General features: G+C 49.9%; 13 protein-coding genes, 17 tRNA genes and 3 rRNA genes. All 33 read right to left on the bottom strand.

All coding sequences use genetic code 11. The features are described from left to right. Positions 1 to 6 precede the first annotated feature (6 nt). The 33 genes from iolB to NST38_RS01350 all read right to left on the bottom strand — a co-directional run bounded on the left by iolB (position 7) and on the right by NST38_RS01350 (position 24,979). A complete protein-coding gene (iolB, locus tag NST38_RS01510; protein WP_076254897.1) occupies positions 7 to 813 on the bottom strand; it encodes a 5-deoxy-glucuronate isomerase in 807 nt (268 codons plus the stop codon). A gap of 109 nt (positions 814 to 922) precedes the next feature. Beyond that, positions 923 to 1,975, bottom strand: a complete 1,053-nt coding sequence (gene iolG / locus NST38_RS01505) for an inositol 2-dehydrogenase (RefSeq protein ID WP_076254895.1) — start codon at positions 1,973 to 1,975, stop codon at positions 923 to 925. Positions 1,976 to 2,044: 69 nt separating this feature from the next. After that, entirely contained in the window at positions 2,045 to 3,520 is a 1,476-nt protein-coding gene (locus NST38_RS01500; protein WP_244661184.1) for a CoA-acylating methylmalonate-semialdehyde dehydrogenase, read from the bottom strand. Between the two features lie 99 nt (positions 3,521 to 3,619). Then, entirely contained in the window at positions 3,620 to 4,630 is a 1,011-nt protein-coding gene (gene iolC / locus NST38_RS01495; protein ID WP_036671941.1) for a 5-dehydro-2-deoxygluconokinase, read from the bottom strand. A 198-nt stretch (positions 4,631 to 4,828) separates the two neighbouring features. Then, on the bottom strand, positions 4,829 to 5,731 hold the full coding sequence (iolE, locus tag NST38_RS01490) for a myo-inosose-2 dehydratase (protein ID WP_076254893.1): 903 nt from the start codon (positions 5,729 to 5,731) through the stop codon (positions 4,829 to 4,831). A 53-nt stretch (positions 5,732 to 5,784) separates the two neighbouring features. Beyond that, positions 5,785 to 7,650 carry a 3D-(3,5/4)-trihydroxycyclohexane-1,2-dione acylhydrolase (decyclizing) gene (gene iolD / locus NST38_RS01485; protein WP_341343762.1) on the bottom strand — a complete coding sequence of 622 codons (1,866 nt, stop codon included), beginning with the start codon at positions 7,648 to 7,650 and terminating at the stop codon, positions 5,785 to 5,787. Between the two features lie 394 nt (positions 7,651 to 8,044). Continuing rightward, a tRNA-Gly gene (locus tag NST38_RS01480) sits at positions 8,045 to 8,115 on the bottom strand. A gap of 10 nt (positions 8,116 to 8,125) precedes the next feature. Further along, positions 8,126 to 8,199: transfer RNA gene (locus NST38_RS01475), tRNA-Pro, on the bottom strand. Positions 8,200 to 8,206: 7 nt separating this feature from the next. Further along, a tRNA-Leu gene (locus tag NST38_RS01470) sits at positions 8,207 to 8,285 on the bottom strand. A 17-nt stretch (positions 8,286 to 8,302) separates the two neighbouring features. Further along, positions 8,303 to 8,379: transfer RNA gene (locus NST38_RS01465), tRNA-Arg, on the bottom strand. Between the two features lie 7 nt (positions 8,380 to 8,386). Continuing rightward, positions 8,387 to 8,461, bottom strand: a tRNA-Gly gene (locus NST38_RS01460). A gap of 10 nt (positions 8,462 to 8,471) precedes the next feature. After that, positions 8,472 to 8,552, bottom strand: a tRNA-Leu gene (locus NST38_RS01455). A 6-nt stretch (positions 8,553 to 8,558) separates the two neighbouring features. Beyond that, positions 8,559 to 8,634 (bottom strand) — tRNA-Lys (locus NST38_RS01450). 10 nt (positions 8,635 to 8,644) lie between these two features. Continuing rightward, positions 8,645 to 8,730 (bottom strand) — tRNA-Tyr (locus tag NST38_RS01445). 9 nt (positions 8,731 to 8,739) lie between these two features. After that, positions 8,740 to 8,815 (bottom strand) — tRNA-Thr (locus tag NST38_RS01440). A 20-nt stretch (positions 8,816 to 8,835) separates the two neighbouring features. Beyond that, positions 8,836 to 8,911, bottom strand: a tRNA-Phe gene (locus NST38_RS01435). A 19-nt stretch (positions 8,912 to 8,930) separates the two neighbouring features. After that, a tRNA-Asp gene (locus NST38_RS01430) sits at positions 8,931 to 9,008 on the bottom strand. Between the two features lie 27 nt (positions 9,009 to 9,035). Continuing rightward, a tRNA-Met gene (locus tag NST38_RS01425) sits at positions 9,036 to 9,109 on the bottom strand. Positions 9,110 to 9,126: 17 nt separating this feature from the next. Continuing rightward, positions 9,127 to 9,202, bottom strand: a tRNA-Val gene (locus NST38_RS01420). A 6-nt stretch (positions 9,203 to 9,208) separates the two neighbouring features. Continuing rightward, a tRNA-Glu gene (locus tag NST38_RS01415) sits at positions 9,209 to 9,280 on the bottom strand. A 4-nt stretch (positions 9,281 to 9,284) separates the two neighbouring features. Further along, positions 9,285 to 9,360, bottom strand: a tRNA-Asn gene (locus NST38_RS01410). A gap of 1 nt (position 9,361) precedes the next feature. Further along, positions 9,362 to 9,437: transfer RNA gene (locus NST38_RS01405), tRNA-Ala, on the bottom strand. Positions 9,438 to 9,471: 34 nt separating this feature from the next. Then, positions 9,472 to 9,545 (bottom strand) — tRNA-Ile (locus NST38_RS01400). A gap of 38 nt (positions 9,546 to 9,583) precedes the next feature. After that, positions 9,584 to 9,700 (bottom strand): 5S ribosomal RNA (gene rrf / locus NST38_RS01395). 79 nt (positions 9,701 to 9,779) lie between these two features. Continuing rightward, positions 9,780 to 12,705 (bottom strand): 23S ribosomal RNA (locus NST38_RS01390). Positions 12,706 to 13,014: 309 nt separating this feature from the next. Next, positions 13,015 to 14,567, bottom strand: a 16S ribosomal RNA gene (locus tag NST38_RS01385). The 16S, 23S and 5S rRNA genes sit together here with 17 tRNA genes alongside, the layout of an rRNA operon. Before the next feature lie 630 nt (positions 14,568 to 15,197). After that, a complete protein-coding gene (locus tag NST38_RS01380; RefSeq protein ID WP_076254164.1) occupies positions 15,198 to 15,743 on the bottom strand; it encodes a GNAT family N-acetyltransferase in 546 nt (181 codons plus the stop codon). 51 nt (positions 15,744 to 15,794) lie between these two features. Then, the gene (locus NST38_RS01375) at positions 15,795 to 17,399 is read right to left on the bottom strand and encodes a response regulator (RefSeq protein ID WP_076254166.1); all 1,605 of its coding nucleotides are present in this window, start codon (positions 17,397 to 17,399) and stop codon (positions 15,795 to 15,797) included. Next, the gene (locus NST38_RS01370; RefSeq protein WP_076254168.1) at positions 17,396 to 19,264 is read right to left on the bottom strand and encodes a cache domain-containing sensor histidine kinase; all 1,869 of its coding nucleotides are present in this window, start codon (positions 19,262 to 19,264) and stop codon (positions 17,396 to 17,398) included. The genes NST38_RS01375 and NST38_RS01370 overlap by 4 nt, the downstream gene beginning before the upstream one ends. A gap of 28 nt (positions 19,265 to 19,292) precedes the next feature. Continuing rightward, positions 19,293 to 20,141, bottom strand: a complete 849-nt coding sequence (locus NST38_RS01365) for a carbohydrate ABC transporter permease (RefSeq protein ID WP_076254170.1) — start codon at positions 20,139 to 20,141, stop codon at positions 19,293 to 19,295. Next, positions 20,138 to 21,088 carry a carbohydrate ABC transporter permease gene (locus NST38_RS01360; RefSeq protein WP_101314827.1) on the bottom strand — a complete coding sequence of 317 codons (951 nt, stop codon included), beginning with the start codon at positions 21,086 to 21,088 and terminating at the stop codon, positions 20,138 to 20,140. The genes NST38_RS01365 and NST38_RS01360 overlap by 4 nt, the downstream gene beginning before the upstream one ends. Before the next feature lie 47 nt (positions 21,089 to 21,135). Further along, positions 21,136 to 22,473, bottom strand: a complete 1,338-nt coding sequence (locus NST38_RS01355) for an ABC transporter substrate-binding protein (protein ID WP_076254172.1) — start codon at positions 22,471 to 22,473, stop codon at positions 21,136 to 21,138. A 262-nt stretch (positions 22,474 to 22,735) separates the two neighbouring features. Continuing rightward, positions 22,736 to 24,979: a glycoside hydrolase family 88/105 protein gene (locus NST38_RS01350; protein WP_076254174.1), complete on the bottom strand. Its 2,244-nt coding sequence runs from the start codon at positions 24,977 to 24,979 to the stop codon at positions 22,736 to 22,738. Between the last annotated feature and the right edge of the window lie 168 nt (positions 24,980 to 25,147).

Here is a 25,147-nt window from a genome sequence, read left to right as displayed (position 1 = left end):
ACTGTTTTACTTTTTCATCAACCACTCATGGTCAGGATCGTTATGGAATTTCCAGGTCCGGGTTGGTCCAGCCATCACGTTCAGATAGTAGACCTCATACCCTGGAGGAGCGCCTACCGGATGATATCCGTCCGGAACAAGCACCACTTCACCGTTTTTCACTGCTAGCGTCTCGTCCACAGAACGATCGTCCGTGTATATGCGCTGAATGGCAAATCCCTGCTCAGGCTGCACACGGAAGTAATACGTTTCTTCCAGCAAAGATTCATCCGGGAGAGCGTCCCGATCATGCTTATGTGGCGGGTAACTGGACCAATGCCCATCTGGAGTGAATACCTCAACAACGAGCAGACTGTCCGCTTCTTTTTGTTCCGGCAAAATGTTGTGAATCTGGCGTTCCAGATTGCCATATCCTCGCTCCTCTACCCCTACATCTTCGGGTGTAATGAGACGAGCCGGGTGCGTGCCTTTACCGGGTGCAACACATATAGCGATTTCCAGTTCGGTACGTGCTGTGATCTGCACTTGATCGGAAGTTGAGACGTAGACCGAATACGGCGGAATTTTCTCGAAAACACTCATTCTTTTTCCGATATTATCCCATGTGTGCTCCCGGGTACTTACATTGGCGAAACCACTGAGAAGCACCACACAGAGTTCCTGATCACCGCTCTCACGGGTTAGCGTCTCCCCCTCCGCCAGCTTCGCTACCTGAAAGCCAACATATTCCCACCCCGCCGACTCCGGTGTTACGTTTATAAGTGTACCGTCTCCCTCCGGGTTGACCACGGGTTTCACAATACGTTCTGACATCTTGTCATCCACTCCTTTCTGTAATCGTCCACAACAACCTGATACTTATAAAAAACAAAAACTTGGACTATTCATGCCCTCTATTCAAAAAAGTGACTTTAATCTTCTACTATGGCGTTGCTGTTTGCGATTCCAGTGACACCCCAGGGACTTCACTCAGCTTCACAGGTCTTCCCCGCTCCATGGACAGTTTTGCTGCCAGCGCAATTCGTTCTGCCTGTACTGCATCGTGGCCATCTACGATAACTGGTGTATCATGAATGATTGCATCGATAAAGAGGGCTGTCTCCTGCACATACGCTTCATTGTAGCGTTCCAGGAAAAAGTGTAACGGTTTGTCGCGCATAAGCCCGGCCGCTGTACTGATCTCAGCCGTATTTGGATGATCATTCGCCGCTGCGGCGCTGCCCATCGAGCCAAATACTTCAACACGCTGGTCATACCCATATACAGCCTGACGACTGTTATCAATGACACCAATCGCTCCATTGGCAAACGTCATCGTTACAATCGCTGTATCCACGTCACCATGTTCCGCAAAAACCGGATTGATCAGCACGTTACCCTGAGCGTATACTTCTTCCACTTCACTCCCGGACAGATACCGAGCCATGTCAAAATCGTGGATCATCATGTCCATGAAAATCCCGCCAGACACCCGGATATACTCCGCAGGAGGCGGACTCGGGTCGCGAGACGTAATTTTGATAATATGTGGATCACCAATCGTACCATCCTGCACATGCGCACGTATCCGTCTGAAGTTGTGATCGAAGCGGCGGTTAAATCCAATTTGTAGCTTCACGCCAGCCTTCTGAACTGCCGCTACAGCCGCTTGGGTCTGTGCCAGATCCATGCTGACCGGCTTCTCGCAGAAGATATGTTTGCCCGCCTGGGCGGCCTGTTCGATCAGCGGCACATGTGTATCTGTTGAAGAACAGATCAGCACCGCGTCTACATTAGGCATCGAGATCAACTCGCTGCTGTTCGTTGTTACAACAGGGATGCCACGACTGGAGGCCCAAGCCTCCAATTCAGGACCTGCAAATAAGTCACTGATTCCCACAATCTCGGCATGCGGGTTGCGCAGGAGATTGTCTGCATGAATTTTGCCGATCCGTCCAGCACCGATGATGCCAATTCTCACTTTGTCCTTGCCCATTCCGTTATCCTCCCTATGTGCGTCCATATGGGCTGGGCGTTCCCCTTAGCCCGAGTGATGCTCTGGTTGTTACCAGCGCGCCGTTACCATCTTCTTGCGAGTGTAGAATTCAACACCATCCGTACCATTGGCATGTAGATCACCATAGAAGGACTTTTTCCAACCGGAAAACGGGAAAAATGCCATTGGTGCAGGTACGCCCAGGTTAATACCCAACATGCCCGCATCAATCGTTTCACGGAATTGACGCATACTCGCTCCGCTGCGGGTGAACAGACACGCCCCGTTGGCAAAGTCGGAACGGTTCGCCAGCTCAACGGCTTCCTCCAGCGTAGACACTCTTGCCACCGAGAGTACCGGAGCAAAGATCTCATCCTGCCAAATTTTCATATTGCTATCAACTTGGTCGAATACCGTAGGCCCTACAAAATAACCGGATTCACCTGTCGCCTGATCCTTACGTCCATCCCTGATCAATGCCGCGCCTTCCTGCTCTCCGGCTTCAATGTAACTAAGTGTGCGCTCTTTATGTGGTCCACGGATGACAGGACCGAGGAACACGCCCTCATCCATGCCGTTACCAATGGTAATGCGGTCTGCGGCTTCCACCAGCTTTTGTACCAGTTCGTCAGCCACATCACCCACAGCCACAACAACCGCACATGCCATGCAACGTTCCCCTGCTGAACCAAAAGCTGCACTGGTAATCTCTTTCACGGTTAGATCCAGATCGGCGTCCGGCATAACGATGGAGTGGTTTTTGGCACCCGCGAGTGCCTGTACCCGTTTGCCATGCTTGGATGCAGTAGTGTAGACGTATTCAGCCACAGGTTGTGATCCGACAAAGGAGATCGCTTGAACATCCTTATGTTCCAGCAACCCGTTCACGACATCATGCGCACCGTGAACGATGTTGAGCACTCCGTCAGGAAGCCCCGCTTCCTTGAACAGCTCTGCCAGGCGGCCTGCCAGCAGCGGTGTGCGCTCGGACGGCTTCAGGACAAAGGTGTTACCACACGCAATAGCAAGCGGGAACATCCAGCACGGCACCATCATCGGGAAGTTGAATGGGGTAATCCCCCCAATTACGCCGATTGGGTAGCGGTACATGCCCGACTCCAGCCCTGTCGCGATATCAGGCAGTTGTTTGCCCATCATCAGATTCGGGGCACCTGCCGCGAACTCGACGCATTCAATGCCACGTAATACCTCGCCGTACGCTTCGGCATAACTTTTACCGTTCTCCAGTGTCACCAGGCGAGCGAGCTCTTCCCAATGTTCAACCAGCAACTGCTGGTAGCGGAACAGAATACGTGCACGGCGTGGAACCGGTGTGCTGCTCCAGGATTTGAACGCTTCTCGTGCTGTCTGAACCGCCAGATCCACGTCCGCTTGTTCGGACAGTGGCACATGTGCAATAACTTCTTCCGTGGCCGGATTCACAACCGGCTCCGTACGAGTTGACGCTGGGGTTACCCAGGCACCTCCGATCCAGTTTTGTACCATTGTCGCTGTTGCAGACGCTTCAGAAATTCCTTTTCCCATAGCCCTGTCTCCCTTCGCTTATGTGTGATCCCTTATGTTGAACTTATATCATTGATGTTGATCTGTATGAGTGTGTTATTCAAAGTATTGCAACGAGCTTCAGGACACGGTGATCTCGCCCCGATTGCAACGTTCGATGTAATCATTCACCTGTTCTACTGTTGGCATCGCATCCGAACAGCTGTGGCTTGAAATGACGATACTTGCTGCGCCACTGCCATAGGCCATACTGCGCTCAATCGTCCAGCCCTGCATCAATCCATACAGGAACCCAGCCGCATAGGAATCGCCTGCCCCGAACGTTTTGACCACTTTTGCCGGATAGCTGTCCGCACGGTGGGAAAGCCCTTCACGCGTATAAGCAATGGATCCTTCCTTCCCGTGTTTGATTACTACAATATTCGCTGAGAAATCAAACCATTTCTGTGCAGTCACCTGATCGCTATGATCCGGATTGTGATCGAATGTCTCCATCATGTCGAACTCTTCACGTGTACCGAGGATGATATCGCATTTCTCAGCTGCGAGGTTGTAATAGACCGCTGTCTCTTCATCTGATGTCCAAGTGTATGGGCGATAGTCCAGATCAAACACAATAACTGTGCCATGTTTTTTTGCATACGTTAGTGCCTGTAATACGGCTTCACGGGATGGGCTCTGCGCGAGGGCTGTGCCTGAGATTAGCAGCACTTTGGAGTCAGCAATCAACTGCTCTTGCACCTCTTGCGCCTGTAATAACAGATCAGCTACATTGTCCCGGTACATCAGGATACTGCAATCGGTTGGGCTTTTGATTTCTGTAAAAGCAAGCCCTGTCACCGCTCCGGTGTCATCTGTAACTACATTTGATGTGTCGATGCCGTTCTTCTCCAAATAACTCTGGATGAATCTGCCCATCTGGTCACCTGCGATTTTGCCGATAAAAGCCGTCTTCATACCCAGTCTGGACATGCCAATCGTAATATTGGCCGGAGAGCCACCTACATACTTCGTGAACGTCATCGTCTCTTCCATCGGGCGATTGATCTCATTGGCGTTCAAGTCGATGCACAAGCGGCCAATCGCGGTGAAATCCTTCTTCCTGGATACCGGAAAGGATACGTAAGTCATTGCATGTGAGCCCCTTTCTGTAGTGGGATTTTCCATGTTCTATATGGATATCTAGACTAGTTACTCATTCCATCGTAAGAACTCGTAAACGGCTAGAGTAAGTCAGTTTTATTTTCCAATTGTAACTTTATACTCTTGCTGGCCTTCTTCCTTTTCACTTCATGGGTTTGGCCTCTGACCGCTGCAATGCTGAACAAATCAGCTGTGTTGGTATAAGGACTCCATATAGTTCAAGGAGCGTTTGGCATACTCGTACGGGTTATGAATCGCAGGGTCCTGCTCTCCTTCAAGCATCGCCCAGCCATCGTACCCTCGTGTGATCAGTTCTTGCAGAATTGGTGCAAAATCAATGCATCCATCTCCTGGTACGGTGAACACTCCTCTACGAATACAACCGACAAAGTCAGACTGCTCCGCGCGTGCTTCATCCAGCACATGCGGGCGGATATCTTTCAGATGGATATAGGCGATCCGATCATAATGTTTGCGTAGCAGTTCAAGTGGATCGGCTCCGCCATAGTAGGCATGACCAGTATCATAGAGCAGATACACGAGAGAAGGGTCTGTCAGCTCCATCAGTCGATCAATCTCATCCGGTTGCTCTACCACTGTGCCTCCATGATGATGGTACGTAAGCTTCAACCCATGTTCGCGAGCAATAGCTCCTGCTTCGTTCAACCCTTCAGCAAGAATATGCCATTCAGATTCGCTGAGTCTGAGCACTTCTTTTTCATTCGGAGTTCGTCTTGGATCAAAATGAAGTGACCCGCCTACCTCCGCCGTACTGATCACCTTACTGCCCATGGATTGCAGAAACTCCGCATGTCTGCGATAACTGTCCAGCTCCGACTGACGATACGCCAGATCGGAGAACAGTACCGATTTCCACTGAGAGACCAACTTGATATTCCTTTTGCTCAATTCCTCACGCAATATAGCAGGGTCAGTCGGATATTTACGTCCCATCTCTGTACCTCTCAGCCCAAGACGCTGAATGTCATCCAGAATCTGTGCACACGTTGTCGCATCACCATGCTCTTTCACATCTTCACCGACCCAATTGATCGGATGAATCCCAAGCTGAAATGGCAGCTTGCTCATTGCTCCACGTCTCCTTTGTCGTTCAACATTGTGGTTCACTATATTAAACCGGATTAAATCGGTCTTGCTTTGGCACGGTTGGCTTGCATCGTGTGATGAGCATGAACTACCTTTTCTTCGGCAGATACCTCAGGTACACCCACATTCCACCATGACTCGTATCCACCTGCGTTGGTTCCAGGCACGACCGGAATTTCAATCAATGTACTCACCGTTTCATTCTTCGCATCTCGGAGTGCCTGTTCCAGCTGTTCTGCCGTCTCCGCTCTATAGGATTTGGCTCCCATGCTTCGGGCGTGAGCTGCGAAGTCCATTGGCATGTAGTCCCCGGTCAATCGTCCGCTTTCTGACTCCCGATAACGGAACTCATTGCCAAACCCGTCACTACCGTGTTCCCGCTGCAAATTATGAATACACTGAAATCCATTGTTGTTGAATAATAGGACAGTCATCTTCTTCTGTTCCTGCAAACTGGTCACAAACTCCGAATGCAGCATCAGATAACTGCCATCTCCTACCATGGCGTACACTTCCCGATCCGGCTCGGCAAGTGCTGCTCCGAACGCTCCGCTTACCTCGTACCCCATACAGGAGAACCCATACTCCATGTGGTATGTCTTTGGTTCAGACGCACGCCACAGACGATGTAGATCACCTGGCAGACTACCTGCCGCACACACAATGATGGAGGATGGATCAATCGTCCGGTTAACAACGCCGACTGCGGTAGTCTGTGCCAGCCCTGCTTCATGTTGAGCTGCATACAGCCGATCCACTTCTGCATTCCACTCAGCGCGGAGATCAGCAACTTCAGATGCGCCATATGCACTTCGGTATTGTCTTTCCTGCAATTCCTTCTGCAAAGCCTGCAATCCTTCGCGAGCATCTGCCAGAATGGCTTCTCCGCCTAACTTGGCGGCATCCATACTGTTCAGGTTGATGTTGATGAATGACGCTTCCGGATGTTGAAAAGCAGAGCGGGACGCCGTCGTGAAATCCGAGAACCGCGTACCAACGCCGATCACCACGTCTGCTTCTCTCGCCAGCCTATTGGCTGCCAGAGAGCCGGTAACCCCGATTGCCCCCACATTTAGTGGGTGGTCCCAAGAAACTGTGCTCTTGCCCGCCTGCGTCTCGGCGATCGGAATACCAAATGCCTCGGCGAATTCCACGAGCTGGGCGGATGCCTCAGAGTACAACACACCGCCGCCTGCAACGAGCAGCGGCTTTCTGCCTCGGGCAATCTGCTCCGTTGCCCGCTCAATGGCTGCCTGTACCGGGGGGCGACGATCCAGATAATGTACTTTGCGGGCAAAGAACGATTCTGGATAATCGTATGCCTCTGCCTGCACATCCTGCGGCAATGCGAGCGTTACTGCTCCTGTCTCTGCTGGATCGGTTAGCACACGCATGGCCTGTGTAACAGCAATCATCAGCTGTTCGGGACGAACAATGCGATCCCAGTACTTGCTGACGGCTTTGAATGGATCAGTGGCTGAGATTGTATAATCACTGCTCACTTCCAACTGCTGAAGTACCGGGTCCGGTTCCCGTGTAGCAAAGTTATCTCCAGGAAGCAATAAAACCGGAATCCGGTTCACCGTTGCAGTAGCTGCAGCTGTAATCATATTCAAAGCACCAGGTCCAATGGATGTTGTACATGCATAAATCTGTCTACGGTTCTTCTGCTTGGCATAAGCCGTTGCCGTATGCACCATACCTTGTTCGTTCTTGCCTTGCATATACGTCAGGCTTCCCGGACTGCGCTCCAGCGCTTCTCCAATGCCTGTTACATTGCCATGTCCAAAAATACCGATGATTCCCTTCACAAACTTGGTTTCCACCCCGTCAACCGAGATATATTGCTGATCCAGGTATCGAAGCAGTGCCTGAGCCATCGTTAGTCGAATTGTATTCATGAATTGATCGCCGTCCTTTCCTTTACGGGTTAAGCGCTTAATCTACGTTAAGTTTAAGCGCCTTACCCCTAAAGGTTAAGCGCTTAATTGATATGGTATTACAGGTTAATGATTTACGCAAGCTATTTTTGTAAGCGTTTTTATAAATTGTGATAAAGAAAAGATATTCTTGTGTTCAAACATGTGTTAGACCTTCTCTATTTGAACACTTCCACAATGACTAAGGACAGACTTAAAAGAGAGGGGAATATATCGTGAGGATGGGATACATGTTGGTACATGCTAATCAGCCATATAGTCCGTGATCTTTGCATACAATCATGGTCAATATGCCTGTGAATGCAGAAAAAAAGAAAGAGACGGTGAGTACCGTCTCTTTCTTTTTCAATATATAAGCGGGTGATGGGAATCGAACCCACGCTATTAGCTTGGAAGGCTAAAGTTCTACCATTGAACTACACCCGCATAACAACAATCGGGATGACACGATTTGAACATGCGACCCCCTGGTCCCAAACCAGGTGCTCTACCAAGCTGAGCTACATCCCGTTATCTATACCGGCGAGAGGACTCGAACCTCCACGGTTTCCCACTCGATTTTGAGTCGAGCGCGTCTGCCATTCCGCCACGCCGGCAAAATATGAAGTTATAATGGCGCGCCCTGAGAGATTCGAACTCCCGGCCTTTTGATTCGTAGTCAAACGCTCTATCCAGCTGAGCTAAGGGCGCAAAATATTGGAGCGGAAGACGGGAATCGAACCCGCGACCCTCGCCTTGGCAAGGCGATGCTCTACCGCTGAGCCACTTCCGCAAATAAAGGATGCGCGTGGAGGGACTTGAACCCCCACGTCAAAGACGCTAGATCCTAAGTCTAGTGCGTCTGCCAATTCCGCCACACGCGCATATAATGGTGAGTCATGAAGGGCTCGAACCTTCGACACCCTGATTAAAAGTCAGGTGCTCTACCAACTGAGCTAATGACTCATAGAAAAACTGGTGGAGGATGATGGATTCGAACCACCGAACCCGTACGGGAGCAGATTTACAGTCTGATGCGTTTGGCCGCTTCGCTAATCCTCCAGGATTACATGGTGCCGGCGAGAGGACTTGAACCCCCAACCTACTGATTACAAGTCAGTTGCTCTACCAGTTGAGCTACACCGGCGTATTACATGGTGTTATAAATGGTGGCTCGGGACGGAATCGAACCGCCGACACGAGGATTTTCAGTCCTCTGCTCTACCGACTGAGCTACCGAGCCTTACTACATTAAAAAAAAATGGCGGAACCGACGGGATTCGAACCCGCGATCTCCTGCGTGACAGGCAGGCATGTTAGGCCAACTACACCACGGTTCCAGATCACTTTCTCAAAGGAAAGTATAATTGCGGGGGCAGGATTTGAACCTGCGGCCTTCGGGTTATGAGCCCGACGAGCTACCGGGCTGCTCCACCCCGCGTCGTTATAAAGTTTATATGGTGGAGGCTGAGGGGATCGAACCCCCGACCCTCTGCTTGTAAGGCAGATGCTCTCCCAGCTGAGCTAAGCCTCCATATTATGACCCGTAGGGGATTCGAACCCCTGTTACCTCCGTGAAAGGGAGGTGTCTTAACCCCTTGACCAACGGGCCTTACTGGCTCCCCGAACAGGGCTCGAACCTGTGACAACTCGATTAACAGTCGAGTGCTCTACCAACTGAGCTATCAGGGAATGGTGGAGCCAAGCGGGATCGAACCGCTGACCTCCTGCTTGCAAGGCAGGCGCTCTCCCAGCTGAGCTATGGCCCCATACTCTGGTGTATTTCTTGTTGTGGTCTTGCTATGGGCCCTGGTGGACTCGAACCACCGGCCTCACCCTTATCAGAGGTGCGCTCTAACCAACTGAGCTAAGGGCCCTTATCAATTTTCGAAAAAAAATACCCCAATGGGGTTTCGCTTGGCGGCGTCCTACTCTCCCAGGACCCTGCGGTCCAAGTACCATCGGCGCTAGAGGGCTTAACGGTCGTGTTCGGGATGGGTACGTGTGGAACCCCTCCGCCATCGCCACCAAACGCATAGCTTAGCTTACATTTCAGAGATCGTTCTCTGAAAACTAGATTCGAAACGAAACACGCGATTTAGAACTTGCTATTGGATAAGCCCTCGACCGATTAGTACTGGTCAGCTCCATGCATTGCTGCACTTCCACCCCCAGCCTATCTACCTCGTCGTCTTCAAGGGGTCTTACATACTGGGAAATCTCATCTTGAGGGGGGCTTCACGCTTAGATGCTTTCAGCGTTTATCCCGTCCGTACATAGCTACCCAGCGGTGCTCCTGGCGGAACAACTGGTACACCAGCGGTACGTCCATCCCGGTCCTCTCGTACTAAGGACAGCTCCTCTCAAATTTCCTACGCCCACGACAGATAGGGACCGAACTGTCTCACGACGTTCTGAACCCAGCTCGCGTACCGCTTTAATGGGCGAACAGCCCAACCCTTGGGACCTACTTCAGCCCCAGGATGCGATGAGCCGACATCGAGGTGCCAAACCTCCCCGTCGATGTGGACTCTTGGGGGAGATAAGCCTGTTATCCCCAGGGTAGCTTTTATCCGTTGAGCGATGGCCCTTCCATGCGGTACCACCGGATCACTAAGCCCGACTTTCGTCCCTGCTCGACTTGTAGGTCTCGCAGTCAAGCTCCCTTATGCCTTTGCACTCTTCGAATGATTTCCAACCATTCTGAGGGAACCTTTGGGCGCCTCCGTTACTCTTTAGGAGGCGACCGCCCCAGTCAAACTGCCCACCTGACACTGTCCCCGCACCGGATTACGGTACCAGGTTAGAACCTAGATACGATCAGGGTGGTATCCCAACGTTGCCTCCACGCAAGCTGGCGCTCACGTTTCAAAGGCTCCCACCTATCCTGTACAGATCGTACCCAAATTCAATATCAAGCTGCAGTAAAGCTCCATGGGGTCTTTCCGTCTTGTCGCGGGTAACCTGCATCTTCACAGGTATTAAAATTTCACCGGATCTCTCGTTGAGACAGCGCCCAAGTCGTTACGCCATTCGTGCGGGTCAGAATTTACCTGACAAGGAATTTCGCTACCTTAGGACCGTTATAGTTACGGCCGCCGTTTACTGGGGCTTCGGTTCACAGCTTCGGATTGCTCCTAACCACTCCCCTTAACCTTCCAGCACCGGGCAGGCGTCAGCCCGTATACTTCGCCTTACGGCTTCGCACAGACCTGTGTTTTTGCTAAACAGTCGCTTGGGCCTTTTCACTGCGGCCCCCTCGTGCTATTCACACTACCGGGGCACCCCTTCTCCCGAAGTTACGGGGTCATTTTGCCGAGTTCCTTAACGAGAGTTCTTCCGCGCGCCTTAGAATACTCTTCTCGCCTACCTGTGTCGGTTTGCGGTACGGGCACCATCACCTGGCTAGAGGCTTTTCTTGGCAGTGTGAGATCATGACCTTCGCTACTATAATTTTCGCTCCCCATCACAGCTCAGCCTTACAATGTGCGGATTTGCCTACACATCAGCCTTACTGCTTAGACGGACATCCATCAGTCCGCGTCACTACCCTACTGCGTCCCCCCATTGCTCATAACGGCTTACGGTGGTACAGGAATTTCGACCTGTTGTCCTTCGACTACGCCTTTCGGCCTCGCCTTAGGTCCCGACTTACCCTGAGCGGACGAGCCTTCCTCAGGAACCCTTAGGCTTTCGGCGGATCAGATTCTCACTGATCTTTTCGTTACTCATACCGGCATTCTCACTTGTATAATGTCCAGCGCTCCTTACGGTACACCTTCAACCCTTATACAACGCTCCCCTACCCCTGATGCAAAGCATCAAGCCATAGCTTCGGTGGTGTGTTTAGCCCCGTTACATTTTCGGCGCAGAGTCACTCGACCAGTGAGCTATTACGCACTCTTTCAATGATGGCTGCTTCTAAGCCAACATCCTGGTTGTCTGTGCAACTCCACATCCTTTCCCACTTAACACACACTTGGGGACCTTAGCTGATGGTCTGGGCTGTTTCCCTTTTGACAATGGATCTTAGCACTCACTGTCTGACTCCCGGAAGTAAGTCTATGGCATTCGGAGTTTGACTGAGCTTGGTAACCCTTGCGGGCCCCGCACCCAATCAGTGCTCTACCTCCACGACTCTGTTTTCCGAGGCTAGCCCTAAAGCTATTTCGGGGAGAACCAGCTATCTCCGAGTTCGATTGGAATTTCTCCGCTACCCCCACCTCATCCCCGCATTTTTCAACATGCGTGGGTTCGGGCCTCCAGTGCGTGTTACCGCACCTTCACCCTGGACAGGGGTAGATCACCCGGTTTCGGGTCTACGTCCACGTACTCATTCGCCCTATTCAGACTCGCTTTCGCTGCGGCTCCGGCTCTTCACCTTAACCTTGCACGGGAACGTAACTCGCCGGTTCATTCTACAAAAGGCACGCCATCACCCCTAAAACGGGCTCTGACTTTTTGTAAGCACACGGTTTCAGGTTCTATTTCACTCCCCTTCCGGGGTGCTTTTCACCTTTCCCTCACGGTACTGCTTCACTATCGGTCGCTAGGAAGTATTTAGCCTTGGCAGATGGTCCTGCCGGATTCATACGGGGTTTCACGTGCCCCGCACTACTCGGGATCCGTCTCGGAGGGAACCAACTTTCAACTACAGGGCTTTTACCTTCTTTGGCGGGCCTTTCCAGACCTCTTCGCTTAACCGGTTCCTTTGTAACTCCATGTGAGACGTCCCACAACCCCAAAGAGCAAGCTCTCTGGTTTGGGCTTCTCCGCGTTCGCTCGCCGCTACTGACGGAATCACTATTGTTTTCTCTTCCTCAGGGTACTTAGATGTTTCAGTTCCCCTGGTATGCCTCTGCATAACCTATGTATTCAGTTATGAGTAACTGGAAATTACCCCAGCTGGGTTTCCCCATTCGGACACCCCCGGATCAAAGCTTGCTTACAGCTCCCCGAGGCAGTTTCGTTGTTCGCCACGTCCTTCATCGGCTCCTAGCGCCTAGGCATCCTCCGTGTGCTCTTAGTAGCTTAACCATTTTGTTCCGGTTTCGGTCGCTCGCTTCCCTTGTTTTGCTTGCGCAAAGCCAAAAGTCGCTCTCACCCGATACCCTCACAAAAGCAATTTAACTACCTTTATACACTTGACTTGTTTGCACAAGTTCAGCTTAAAGGAATGTTCTAATTCGCGTTTGTTTCGTTTCGATATCTAGTTTTCAAAGAACAAGCTCCATGCAAAAGCAAGCTGTTTGAGAGTTTGAGCTCTCAAAACCGAACAACGAGTGAGTGTTTTGCAGCTAAGCTGCATATTTGAATGTTTCCGTTGCAGGAAACGATTCTCCATAGAAAGGAGGTGATCCAGCCGCACCTTCCGATACGGCTACCTTGTTACGACTTCACCCCAATCATCTATCCCACCTTCGGCGGCTGGCTCCTTGCGGTTACCCCACCGACTTCGGGTGTTATAAACTCTCGTGGTGTGACGGGCGGTGTGTACAAGACCCGGGAACGTATTCACCGCGGCATGCTGATCCGCGATTACTAGCAATTCCGACTTCATGCAGGCGAGTTGCAGCCTGCAATCCGAACTGAGACCGGCTTTGTTGGGATTGGCTCCATCTCGCGATTTCGCAGCCCGTTGTACCGGCCATTGTAGTACGTGTGTAGCCCAGGTCATAAGGGGCATGATGATTTGACGTCATCCCCACCTTCCTCCGGTTTGTCACCGGCAGTCTATCTAGAGTGCCCACCCGAAGTGCTGGCAACTAAATATAAGGGTTGCGCTCGTTGCGGGACTTAACCCAACATCTCACGACACGAGCTGACGACAACCATGCACCACCTGTCTCCTCTGTCCCGAAGGAAAGATACATCTCTGCATCGATCAGAGGGATGTCAAGACCTGGTAAGGTTCTTCGCGTTGCTTCGAATTAAACCACATACTCCACTGCTTGTGCGGGTCCCCGTCAATTCCTTTGAGTTTCAGTCTTGCGACCGTACTCCCCAGGCGGAGTGCTTAATGTGTTAACTTCGGCACCAAGGGTATCGAAACCCCTAACACCTAGCACTCATCGTTTACGGCGTGGACTACCAGGGTATCTAATCCTGTTTGCTCCCCACGCTTTCGCGCCTCAGCGTCAGTTACAGCCCAGAGAGTCGCCTTCGCCACTGGTGTTCCTCCACATATCTACGCATTTCACCGCTACACGTGGAATTCCACTCTCCTCTTCTGCACTCAAGTCACCCAGTTTCCAGTGCGATCCGGGGTTGAGCCCCGGGATTAAACACCAGACTTAAATGACCGCCTGCGCGCGCTTTACGCCCAATAATTCCGGACAACGCTTGCCCCCTACGTATTACCGCGGCTGCTGGCACGTAGTTAGCCGGGGCTTTCTTCTCAGGTACCGTCACCTTGAGAGCAGTTACTCTCCCAAGCGTTCTTCCCTGGCAACAGAGCTTTACGATCCGAAAACCTTCATCACTCACGCGGCATTGCTCCGTCAGGCTTTCGCCCATTGCGGAAGATTCCCTACTGCTGCCTCCCGTAGGAGTCTGGGCCGTGTCTCAGTCCCAGTGTGGCCGATCACCCTCTCAGGTCGGCTACGCATCGTCGCCTTGGTGAGCCGTTACCTCACCAACTAGCTAATGCGCCGCAGGCCCATCCCCAAGTGACAGATTGCTCCGTCTTTCCAGTTCTCTTCAGGCGAAGAAAACAATTATTCGGTATTAGCTACCGTTTCCGGTAGTTGTCCCAAACTTGAGGGCAGGTTGCCTACGTGTTACTCACCCGTCCGCCGCTAACCATCAGAGAAGCAAGCTTCTCTTCAAGTCCGCTCGACTTGCATGTATTAGGCATGCCGCCAGCGTTCGTCCTGAGCCAGGATCAAACTCTCCAATAAAGTATTGAAAAGAGCGATAAGCTCATTTTGAATCTGACGAGATTAAAAATCTCATTTGTGCTCCAGTCGATTCAAGCCAAGGCTTGTCTCAAACTTTTGCGTTCATTCTGCAAGCAGAATGTTTACTCACTCGTTGTTCAGTTTTCAAAGATCAAACTTATTTTGTTACCGAATGTCGTTCTCCTCAGTAACTTTTATATCATAACACTTCCGAACCAACTTAGCAAGCTCTTTTTTTAAGTTTCTTTCGAAGCTTATTTCATTCGCTTGCCGCACCGTGTAAACCGTGTTTTTTGGCCGGAAATAGAATATATCATATACACAACAAAATTACTACTTGTAAAATATCCCATCTGAAAACTGATTATATATTTGATTCAACCTCTTCATAATCTCTTTTCCAATGGCACTATCCTCTTACTATATCCTATATACACTCACCGGTCTAATCTATCTCAATAATTAGGTTGTGAATAGACTCATTCAACATCATTACATTCGTTCTATAAGATAAGAAACATAATACATCTTCTCAATAACACTGCTATCTATTATGTCGGTATCAAATCTAATAATTAAACTCCATAAGCTGTGGGCTTATATAGATTCTGCTTTTCACTTTTTATACTATTAGTCTCTGAACCTGCCCATCACTATCGTGTTGTGATACTGTCCATCCGTGTGTCTACGATCCTTTTTCAAAATACCTTCGATCTCGAAGCCACTCTTTTGGTATAACTCGATTGCCTTTTCATTGGATGCCAGCACGTTCAACGTCATCTTCTCTACACCAGTCTGGTCTGCCCATTCTATCGACTTCTCTAACAAGTTCTTGCCAATCCCATGCCCCCAGAACTCTCGGGCTACACACACGCCGAACTCAACTTTATGGCAAAAGCGCTTCAGCTCTGTACCTTCACATCGGGAGTATCCCACAATCTCACCCGCTACTACAGCAACAAGGAACAGATTCCTTGACTTCTCAGTGTCTAAATGGATGATCCGCCTAAACCCGGCTACGTCAATATACGCTTCACCCTCTTCACGATCCATGTTCTCGGTTTCCCCATCGATTTGTACACGAAGTGAAGACAAGGCCTCAGCATCCTTTTCCTCTGCCGATCTAATGGAGTAAGATAAGCCTTTAATGTAATATTCCTGCTGATCGATCATCATAAGAACCATTCCTCCTCTTCCACTTTATTCAATTACTGTACCTGTATCGCTCTACCCCACCTCAGATGGACTCTTGCCTGTAAGCATTTTGAACACTTGGCTGAAATACGTCGCATTACGGAACCCCGTCATCTCGCTCACCTCATATACCATGTAATGTCCCGACTGCAACAGTTCCAACGCCCTCTGAATCCGGTACCCGTTCAAATAACTGACGAAATTCTCACCGGTCACCCTTTTGAACAGTTGACTCAGATACTTCGGATGTACGAACAGCCCCTTGGCTATCGCTTCAAAACTAATCTCTTCGGCGTAATGAAGCTCTACATACTGTTTCACCTGCTCGATAAGTTTATTGCTTTTCTTCTCGCCCATCTCCTTACGTATCTGTTCCAGCCAGTCGCAGATAATACGATCCATCCAGTTTACCAAATCATGCAACGCATATTTCGATTGAATTTCACGCAGAAAATCACTCATCGCCAGCGGCGGCGTTAACATAGGGTGAAGTCGGTTCCAGCTATGCATCAACGTGTCAAACAGACTGACGGCCACAACCTGTACATCCTGTATCCCAACACATTTCCCCTCTTTCAGCAAAAGGCAAATATGATGCCATACCTCTTCGGCCAGGTCAGGTCGAATATCCGCCCAAGCCTCGTTCCATTGACGAAGCAATAATGAATAATCGGTCACACTTGGTTCTGTTTCCTTTGATGTTTCATAGTGGTAGATACGACTTCCACCTTGGAACTCTGCTGTTTCCACCGCTTCCCTGCTCTCGAGATAGGAATCTATCACCTCACAAGGGTGACTCTTGGATCTTCCGATTCCAGCACTCACTTCAATTTTCAGATACGTAAAGATCTGATCGATCATCCTCTCCACGAGTGGCAGACATTCCTCCAGATGATCTTTATCCCCTAATAGAAGCAACACAAATACCTGATCCGAATAATCAACAATCTCTACCTGACCATTCATGCGCGCCGCTTGCTCCTTCACCGTCTCCTGAATAATATCAGCCGCCCCATAGCGGAGAAGCTGCCAATCCCGTTCTTTCATTCGTGTCAAAAATACGGGGCGATTCAGTTGCAGACTAATGGCGCGTGTCTGGGAGGACATATGAATGCCTATATAGTCCATGCGTTCTTTGGGAAGCTCGTCTGCCCGATATCGCGTAGTCAGCAGTTCGTGAAGAAATTGTTTGCGCAAATACGGAAGTACCCGTCCGACCTCCTGCTTGTACGTCTGCTCCAGTCGCTCATGCCGCTCTCGCACATCTTGTTCCAGTAACACCTCACGCAGCACAGACTCAATCTCCTCAACCTCTGCCGGCTTCAGCAAAAAGTGATTCACCCCCCAGCGCATGGCTGCCCGGGCGTTCTCGAATTCGTCATATCCACTAAGAATGATGATCGGCAAGTGGGGATGATCACGTCGCAACGTCTGTGTGATCTCAAGCCCGGTCATCCCCGGTAGATATACGTCAGTCATAACGACATCTGGATGCATATGGTGAAACAGCTCCAGCGCATCCAAGCCATTGGAAGCAGTGCCTGCAATGCTGAGGCCCAGAGAAGGCCAATCGATATGATCTGTTAATGCCTTTACAATATGAGGATCGTCATCAACAAGCATAATGGTCTTCATCATTTTTCACCGTCCAGCCATAGATTTAATTGCTCGTCGGTCTCAATACGCGGCAGCGTAATGGTCACTTCCACTCCACCTGACTCTCTATCGCTCAGTTGAACGCCATACCTCTTCCCACAATAGAGCTGGATGCGCTGATGTACATTCCGTACACCGATTCCACACGTCTCTTCGAGTTTCCACCCCTCCGGCAAACCCCGACCATTATCCGTGATACGAATGACGATATCCTCATGCGGGCCAACCTCTTCGTGCATATGCACCTGAATTCGAAGTGTGCCTTCTTCAGGGTGCCCGTGCATAACGGCATTTTCGATAAAGGGCTGCAAAATGATCTTGGGAATGTAACAACCGCGAATATGCGGATCGATCTGCTCCTGATATTGAATGGAGAACGGCAGCCGCTCTGACTGGATGTTAACGTAGCAACGGGCATGTTCCAACTCATCACGAACCCTTATAAACAATCTCCCTCCACTCAGTCCGATCCGTAACAACTTACTGAGTTGTACAATCATGCGACTGATATCCTTGGCTTCATAATCAAGTGCGCGCCAGTGAATCATGTCGAGGGTATTGTATAAAAAATGGGGTTTGATCTGGGCCTCAAGCAAGCCCGTCTGGGCTTCACGCTTGGCCCGGCTCTCATCCTTCACCTGTTCCATCAGCGTCGTAAGTTGTGAAGCCATGTGATTGAAGCCATAAGCCAAATGGGCATATTCCTCCGTAAACGAAAGTTGGACCCGGGTATCGAAGTCCCCTTTCTCCAGTTGTCTCATTCGCTTGATTAATTGTCGCAAAGGCCGGATGATCCGCCTTACAAACAGGTACGCCAGCACAGCCGAGCATAATAGTCCCAGCACGGCGATGCCAAGGATCTGCCAGCCCGCTTGTCTGAGCGGAGATAACAGTGTATATACCGGAATAGTCTGTACGAGACGCCACTGAAGCATGGCTGGCCTGGAGTACAGCACCAATTGAGCACCTCCGGGTTGGCCGGAAACTACTTCGTACCCGTCTGCACCATGCTGGACATGTTCCTGAATCCATGCACTATCTATAATAGAAGAAGATGAATTTACAGCTTCACCCGTTTCTTGAATTGTACTTGCTTCATTTCTTCTATCCGCTCGTTCCTTCTCCCCTGCTGGATCAACTCTCCCCATCTGCATTACGACATTACCAGCCGTATCTACCAACAGGACTTTTCCATCAAGCACCATGGGTACATCGGCAAACCTGCGTACGATGTCCGCTCTACTCAGTCGAATGAGCACATAGGCAACCGTCCCTCCACGACTGTCGAAAATCCGTTGGGCGTATCCGACCAGGGATTGGCCCGATTCGTTCTCACGCAGCGGAACCCAAGCGGCATCTGCCTTTTCCAGCGTAGCAAACCAAGAGTCGTGTGCGATGGTGTCCACTGGAAATATGCGATCAGCCATAGTCACTGTCACCTCATTGAAGACATCCGTATACAGTTCGATGGAAGTGATGCCTTCACTCACGACCATGGTATGATCCAGGATTCGAGAGACCTCTCTGCGCTGGTGAATCTGTGCAAGCCTGCCCGTATCAGCCGTTTCGAGCAGACTGGACAGTTCCCGATTGCTTGCCAAAGCATAAGCGGTTCCGGTTACCCCTGTGATGAAATCAAACCCCCGACGTGTGCTCTCGTTCAGAAGAGCCAGACGTGCTTTGCTAATCTCGGCAAATGTGACCGTGGAGAAAGACTGATATGCCAACCAGACAACAACCGAGACAAGCAACAGGTTAAACGCAATAAAGCAAGTCACCATCAACGTGGAGAGCTTGCTTTGCTGCAGCTTTTGATTAATGAATGAAGACCATCTTCCTTTCCCCATGGAAAAATCAACTCGTTTCGTCTTGGAATTACCCTTTGAGCCCAGAGGTCGCGATTCCTTCCACGAAGTACTTTTGACACACAATAAATACAATGAAACATGGCACCAACGACAATACCGACATCGCAAACATCGGACCCCAATCGGATTGAGAGCTGGAATCAAGGAACAGGCGCAGACCCAGCGGCACGGTATATTTGCTCACGTCACTCAAGTAGATCAACTGACTGAAGAAGTCGTCCCATGTCCACAAGAACGTAAAGATCATCGTAGTAACCAGTGCTGGAAAAGCAAGCGGAATGATGATTTTGGTGTAAATTTTCACAGGACCGCATCCATCAATGGTTGCTGCCTCATCCAGCTCTTTGGGCAATCCCCGGAAGAACTGTACCATGAGAAAAATGAAGAAGGCGTCGGTCGCCAGCCATTTTGGCACCACAAGCGGCAGATACGTATTCACCCAGTCCAGGTGGTTGAAGAGAATATACTGCGGGATCAGCGTCACATGATGGGGCAGCATGATCGTCATAAGCATCAGTCCGAAACAGATGGCTTTGAAACGAAAATTCAATCGGGCGAAGGCATACGCCGCCATAGAGCAGGAAATCACATTGCCCAGCACCGCGCCAAGCGATAGAACGACAGAGTTAGTTAGAAACCGGGAGAACGGGTTGCCCTGAATTCCCGACCAGCCATTCATGTAATTTTGCCAATTCCATTCCTGTGGCCAGAACCAGGTCTCTGTAAAGATCATATGTCCCGGTTTGAATGAGCTGCCCAGCATCCAGAGGATCGGGTAGAGCATGACAAAGGCGATGCCTGAGATCAACACATGTTTGCTGACGACCCATGCTGTAGAGTTCCGTTGTCCAATCATGATTTCCCACCATCCTCATAGTGCACCCACAGCTTGCTACTGCGGAATACGAGCAATGTAAATACGCCAATCAGGATGACCAGCACCCAGGCCATCGCAGAAGCATAGCCCATCTGAAAGAATGAAAATCCTTTTTTGTACAGATACAGAGAGTACATTAGGGTTGAGTTCACTGGCCCTCCGCTACCATTACTGATAACAAAAGCCTGCGTGAACGATTGAAAGGATGTAATCAGCTGCATGACAAGATTGAAGAAGATAACGGGTGACAGAATCGGCAACGTTATATAGAAGAATCTCCGCAGGGGACCTGCACCATCTACCGCTGAGGCTTCATCATATTCAGGTGGAATCTGCTTCAAACCTGCCAGGAAAATAATCATGGATGATCCAAACTGCCATACGGATAACAGGACGATGGAGTACAGGGCATACTTCGGATTAGCAACCCAATCGGGCGCCTTAATGCCCACCATGGCAAGCACACTATTGAGTAGCCCGTCCCCACCCAGCATTTTACGCCACAACATTGCAATCGCCACGCTACCTCCAAGCAATGTCGGGATGTAATACACCGTACGGTAAATACCGAGTCCTCGAATCCCTTTGTTCAGCAACATCGCTACAAGCAGCGCGAAAATCAATTTGACCGGTACGGATACAGCGACATACGTGAAGGTGACTTTGAGCGACTGGGTGAACAGTTTATCCGATGTAAACATCGTGGTGTAGTTATCCAGACCGACCCAGGAAGGGGCGGCCAGTATACTGTAATCGGTGAACGAGATGTATAACGATACCAACATTGGACCTAGGGTAAGGAATAACAATCCGACAAGCCATGGGGCGAGAAACAGAAGTGCGACTCCATTATGCGCATATCTCCGTTTGACCCGCCGGGTAGTTACACGCTCGATTCGGGCTTGACTGACCTGTGATGTCGTCATCTTCGCAACCTCCCCGCAGAATTAGAAGTGTGAGACAGTTTCAATCATTATTGACTCGATCCAAGCGTAGCCTTGGCTCCTTCAATAAACTGGGCAATCACATCCGGAGTACTACCTTGACCGAAGGCGATCTGCTCGCTTGCGCTCTTGAAACTTGTGTCCACTTCAGCAAATCCTTGCGGGTATGGCGGGTCAATCTCGCTGGAGTTCTTCGACACAGTATCGATAAATTGGAAAATGGTTTGCTCCGCTTCCGGCAGCGTAGGCTGCATCTGTTCACGAATGCTGGAATTGACTGGCACCCCACGTTCAGAACCAAGAATAGCGGTTGCTTCTGGATCATTGACCATGAAATCGATGAACATGGCAACTTCCTTTGGATGTTTGGTTTTGCCATAACCGGAGAGGAACTGGCCTGGTTTCAGATATTCCCCGATTTGCTTTTCACCTACACCATGCGGAAGCACTTGTATGCCAAGTTTATGATCCTGGTTTTTGTTCACCTGCTGGAATGTCAGCAATTGATTGGACCATGCAAAATCCATGGCGGCTGTGCCCAGTGAGATCGGACGTGTCTCCAGCGCATTGGTTGTGGATGCCGTTATCTCCGCTGTGGTCACTCCACCATTCTCGCGTAGTGCGCTCCACATATCGAACCATTGCTGAAGCTCCTCGCTGGTAGCTGTCATTGTGCCACCGTCGAACAATCCTTTTCCGGATTGCCGAATAAACACTTCAAACATGTTCGTTGTACCGGAAATGTCTGCCGATCCATAGAACCCCTCACCTTTGGCTGCGGCGATCTTGGTCGCAATATCCCCAAAATCCTTCCATGTCCAGCTCTCTTGTGGTTCTTCTATACCTAATTCCTGAAATACGGTGGCGTCATAGATGACACCTGGTGCGTTAACTCCGAGGGTAATTGCATATAATTTATCGTCAATCGAACCGGCTGTAATCATGCTCTGATCATGATCCTCTGTCCGCAGCTCTTTGCTCTCTGCAAACGGAGTCAGGTCAAGCAAGGCACCACGCCGGGCAAAGTCAGTCAAAAAGGCGTAATCCATCTGGATGATATCTGGTGCATTTGAACCGGCTACCTGTGTAGTCAACTTGTCAAAGTAACCATCCCAACCGGAATATTCAGGTTTAATGGTGATTCCCGGATGTTTCTCTTCAAACAATTGGATCACTTTGGTCGTCAGATCATGTCTAGTCTGTGATCCCCACCAGGTCATGCGCAGTTCAACCTTACCTGATGAATCTCCTTCACTTCCACTTGCTTCCCCAGAAGAAGATGTATCGGTGGCCCCTCCAGAACAGGCTGTAGCGAACAATAACAGGGACAGACAGAACAGGGTTACCCACTTTTTTGTAATCATCATAAATGAATTTCCTCCCCTTTTTGCATTTATGGAATCGCTTACAAAACCTATTGTATCGGTCTATTACTGTACATGACATAAACAAAAGTAAGCTTTCCTGTCAAAAAAGTAAGGAGTTACAGGAATCAAAAACCACCAGGAATGATATTCCCGGCGGTGATGATCCCGTCTCAAATATGATTACGGATATACAACCGTATTACGTGGAGCAGAAGACTGTTGTATAGAAACGATAGTATGAAAATCAGACCTCGGTGGTCTGTCAGGAATGTGAGACGGCAGGTGAAGACACCCTGTGTTCAGCCAGATGTTTCTTCATTTTTGCTACTTCAGTTCCTGCCAGCATCATAATGCCTATTCCGTGATTGTCATTGGTAACGGTACGCAAGTCCTGATCATAATACTCTGCCGTAAACGCATATCGTGATCCGCTACACACGCCATGCACACTCCCTTGACGATCAATGGCTTTGCAGATAAGTCCCTTCCAAGCCCGCTCGGCAGCTGTGACGTAAACTTCAGGGTCTTTGAACCAGCCAAAGCGTACACCTCTCGCAAAACCATAGGCAAACATCGCCGTGCAGGAGGCTTCTTCATACGTCTGCGGAACATTCAACACCTGATGCCACAACCCGCTTTCCCCTTGAAGCGCTGCGTACCCCTCACACAGCTCATTGAAGAAATCTATTAAGGCTGGGCGCTCGGGATGCTCTGTTGGCAAAGCTTCCAATACCTCTGTCAAGGAAAACAGTGTCCAGCCATTTCCCCGTCCCCATGGAATCTGCGTTGCCTGTCCGTATTTGAAATCATACACATGGGACATGATCTTGAACTCAGGCATAAACAGATACTTCCGATACAGTGAAAATTGTCTGGCGGCTTCATCCAATGCGGCTGAGTTGCCTGTCACCCGTGCATAACGAACGAGAAACGGCGTGCTCATATAGAGGTCATCTGCCCACATGGTATTCTCGGCATACTCCCCTACACATGTGCGATAAAATGCACCATCCTCCTGCCGTTCCAGGCGGGAAAGCATGAAATCTGCAATCTGTTCAGCAATCGGAAGAAACGTTGGTTCATGACACTCGGAATACGCTTCTAGCATGGCCGAACCAAAAGAACCACAGTTATCCAGCATTTTCAGCATGACCAATTGTTGATTGACTGCCGGGAAACCATACTGCTCCCGATCCCATAAGGAGTATTCATACATCTGGGTACATGCCTGCACATGCTCAGCCGCATAACGTGTAATGTCCGGTCTTTGCAAATAACGCCCCGTCCGTAATAGACCATATACAGTGACACCCAATGGATAATCCCAGCGACCATAATTGGTCACACTGCCCACTGTCCATTTGTTGCTTAACATCGCATTCTCATAATAAGGTCTGATCCAAGCATCCGGTCGATCTAAGCGCCAATACGTCTGTTCTAGACCCGTTTGATACACTCGGTCCGTTCGAGTCAGATCCGCCAAGTCCGGTTCAACCTCCGACTCAAAAGGTCCAACATATAACCAAGACTCTCCATTAGCTCCGTGCACACGCTGAGGAAGTTCCAGTGAGAGCGGCTTACCCGACACGGTTGCGTTCAAATTAAAATGCCAAGGTCCAGCCGTATCGTCATATTCACTTCGGACAAGCAGGTCACTCCGCCCAAAAGAAGCTGGTACATCCACCTCGAACGGACCCGCTTCCTTCACTTGCGCCACAGGCTTGCCGCTAATCCATATACTTAGAGAACCGGAAGATTGACCTGACAATCGCACTGCATTCCCGGTTGAATCGTTATTGTTCAGGTGGGTCCAAGCATAAGCATGCTTACCAGCAAGATTTCCGTATATTCGCTCGAAAGCTGGCTTGGTTTTATCTTCATCAGACCAGCCTGTCTCAGGCAGCCAGTTCAAGCTGACGTCTGATTCTTTTCCAAGCAGGTCCGGTTGTTTACTCGTGGCTGGGTTCGGTTGGGAGAACACCCACCCCGCTTGCCCCTGTCTCTCCTGAAATGGAGCATATACATTCAAAATGCGCACTTTTCCTTCATCTGACCCAAATTGGCAGCCAAATCCGGCAGGGGTGTTTTTCATCTCCAGCCAAATGGTGTTCCAACCAGGCTTGATATCGATGCTGAGCTTCACCGTTGCGTCTGGACTAATCTCATCCATTACGGTAGAGCGATAGACCAACTGCTCATTGAAATAGAAACGAACAGGCCCATAACAGCGGACCAACACGTCCAGATTCCGGTCCTCGTCCCCCCAAACCAATGCAGCTGCGTAGGATATATGGTCTTTAGGTGCATCAGGAAAGCGTTTACTTAAATTCAGATCATAAAGCCCTTTTTCATTTTGCAAAATACCAGACTTCTGGAATACCCGATATACAAAATCAGCCTGTGCATTGGCTCCAATATACCTCTCGGCCAGTACCTTCAACACCTGATCCTGATCTTCTCCAAATCGGTAATACATGCTCTGTGGTTCACTGAAATAGGTCGTCATCGATGGCACACATCCTTCTCCCGTTGAAATAAAGTCTTATATCATAACATTCATACCATCCACACTGGAGCACCAAACTAATATGCAGTAATAAAGTATAGCGCTTAACCTAGGTGGGTAATCCCCTTACCGGGAAATAGGTATGTCCCTTGGTTATCTTCTGAATAG

The organism is Paenibacillus sp. FSL H8-0104 (assembly GCF_038050215.1).
GTDB lineage: Bacteria > Bacillota > Bacilli > Paenibacillales > Paenibacillaceae > Paenibacillus > Paenibacillus amylolyticus.
Note: the sequence above shows the minus strand (reverse complement) of the source record. Positions and strands in the feature narration are given on the sequence as shown.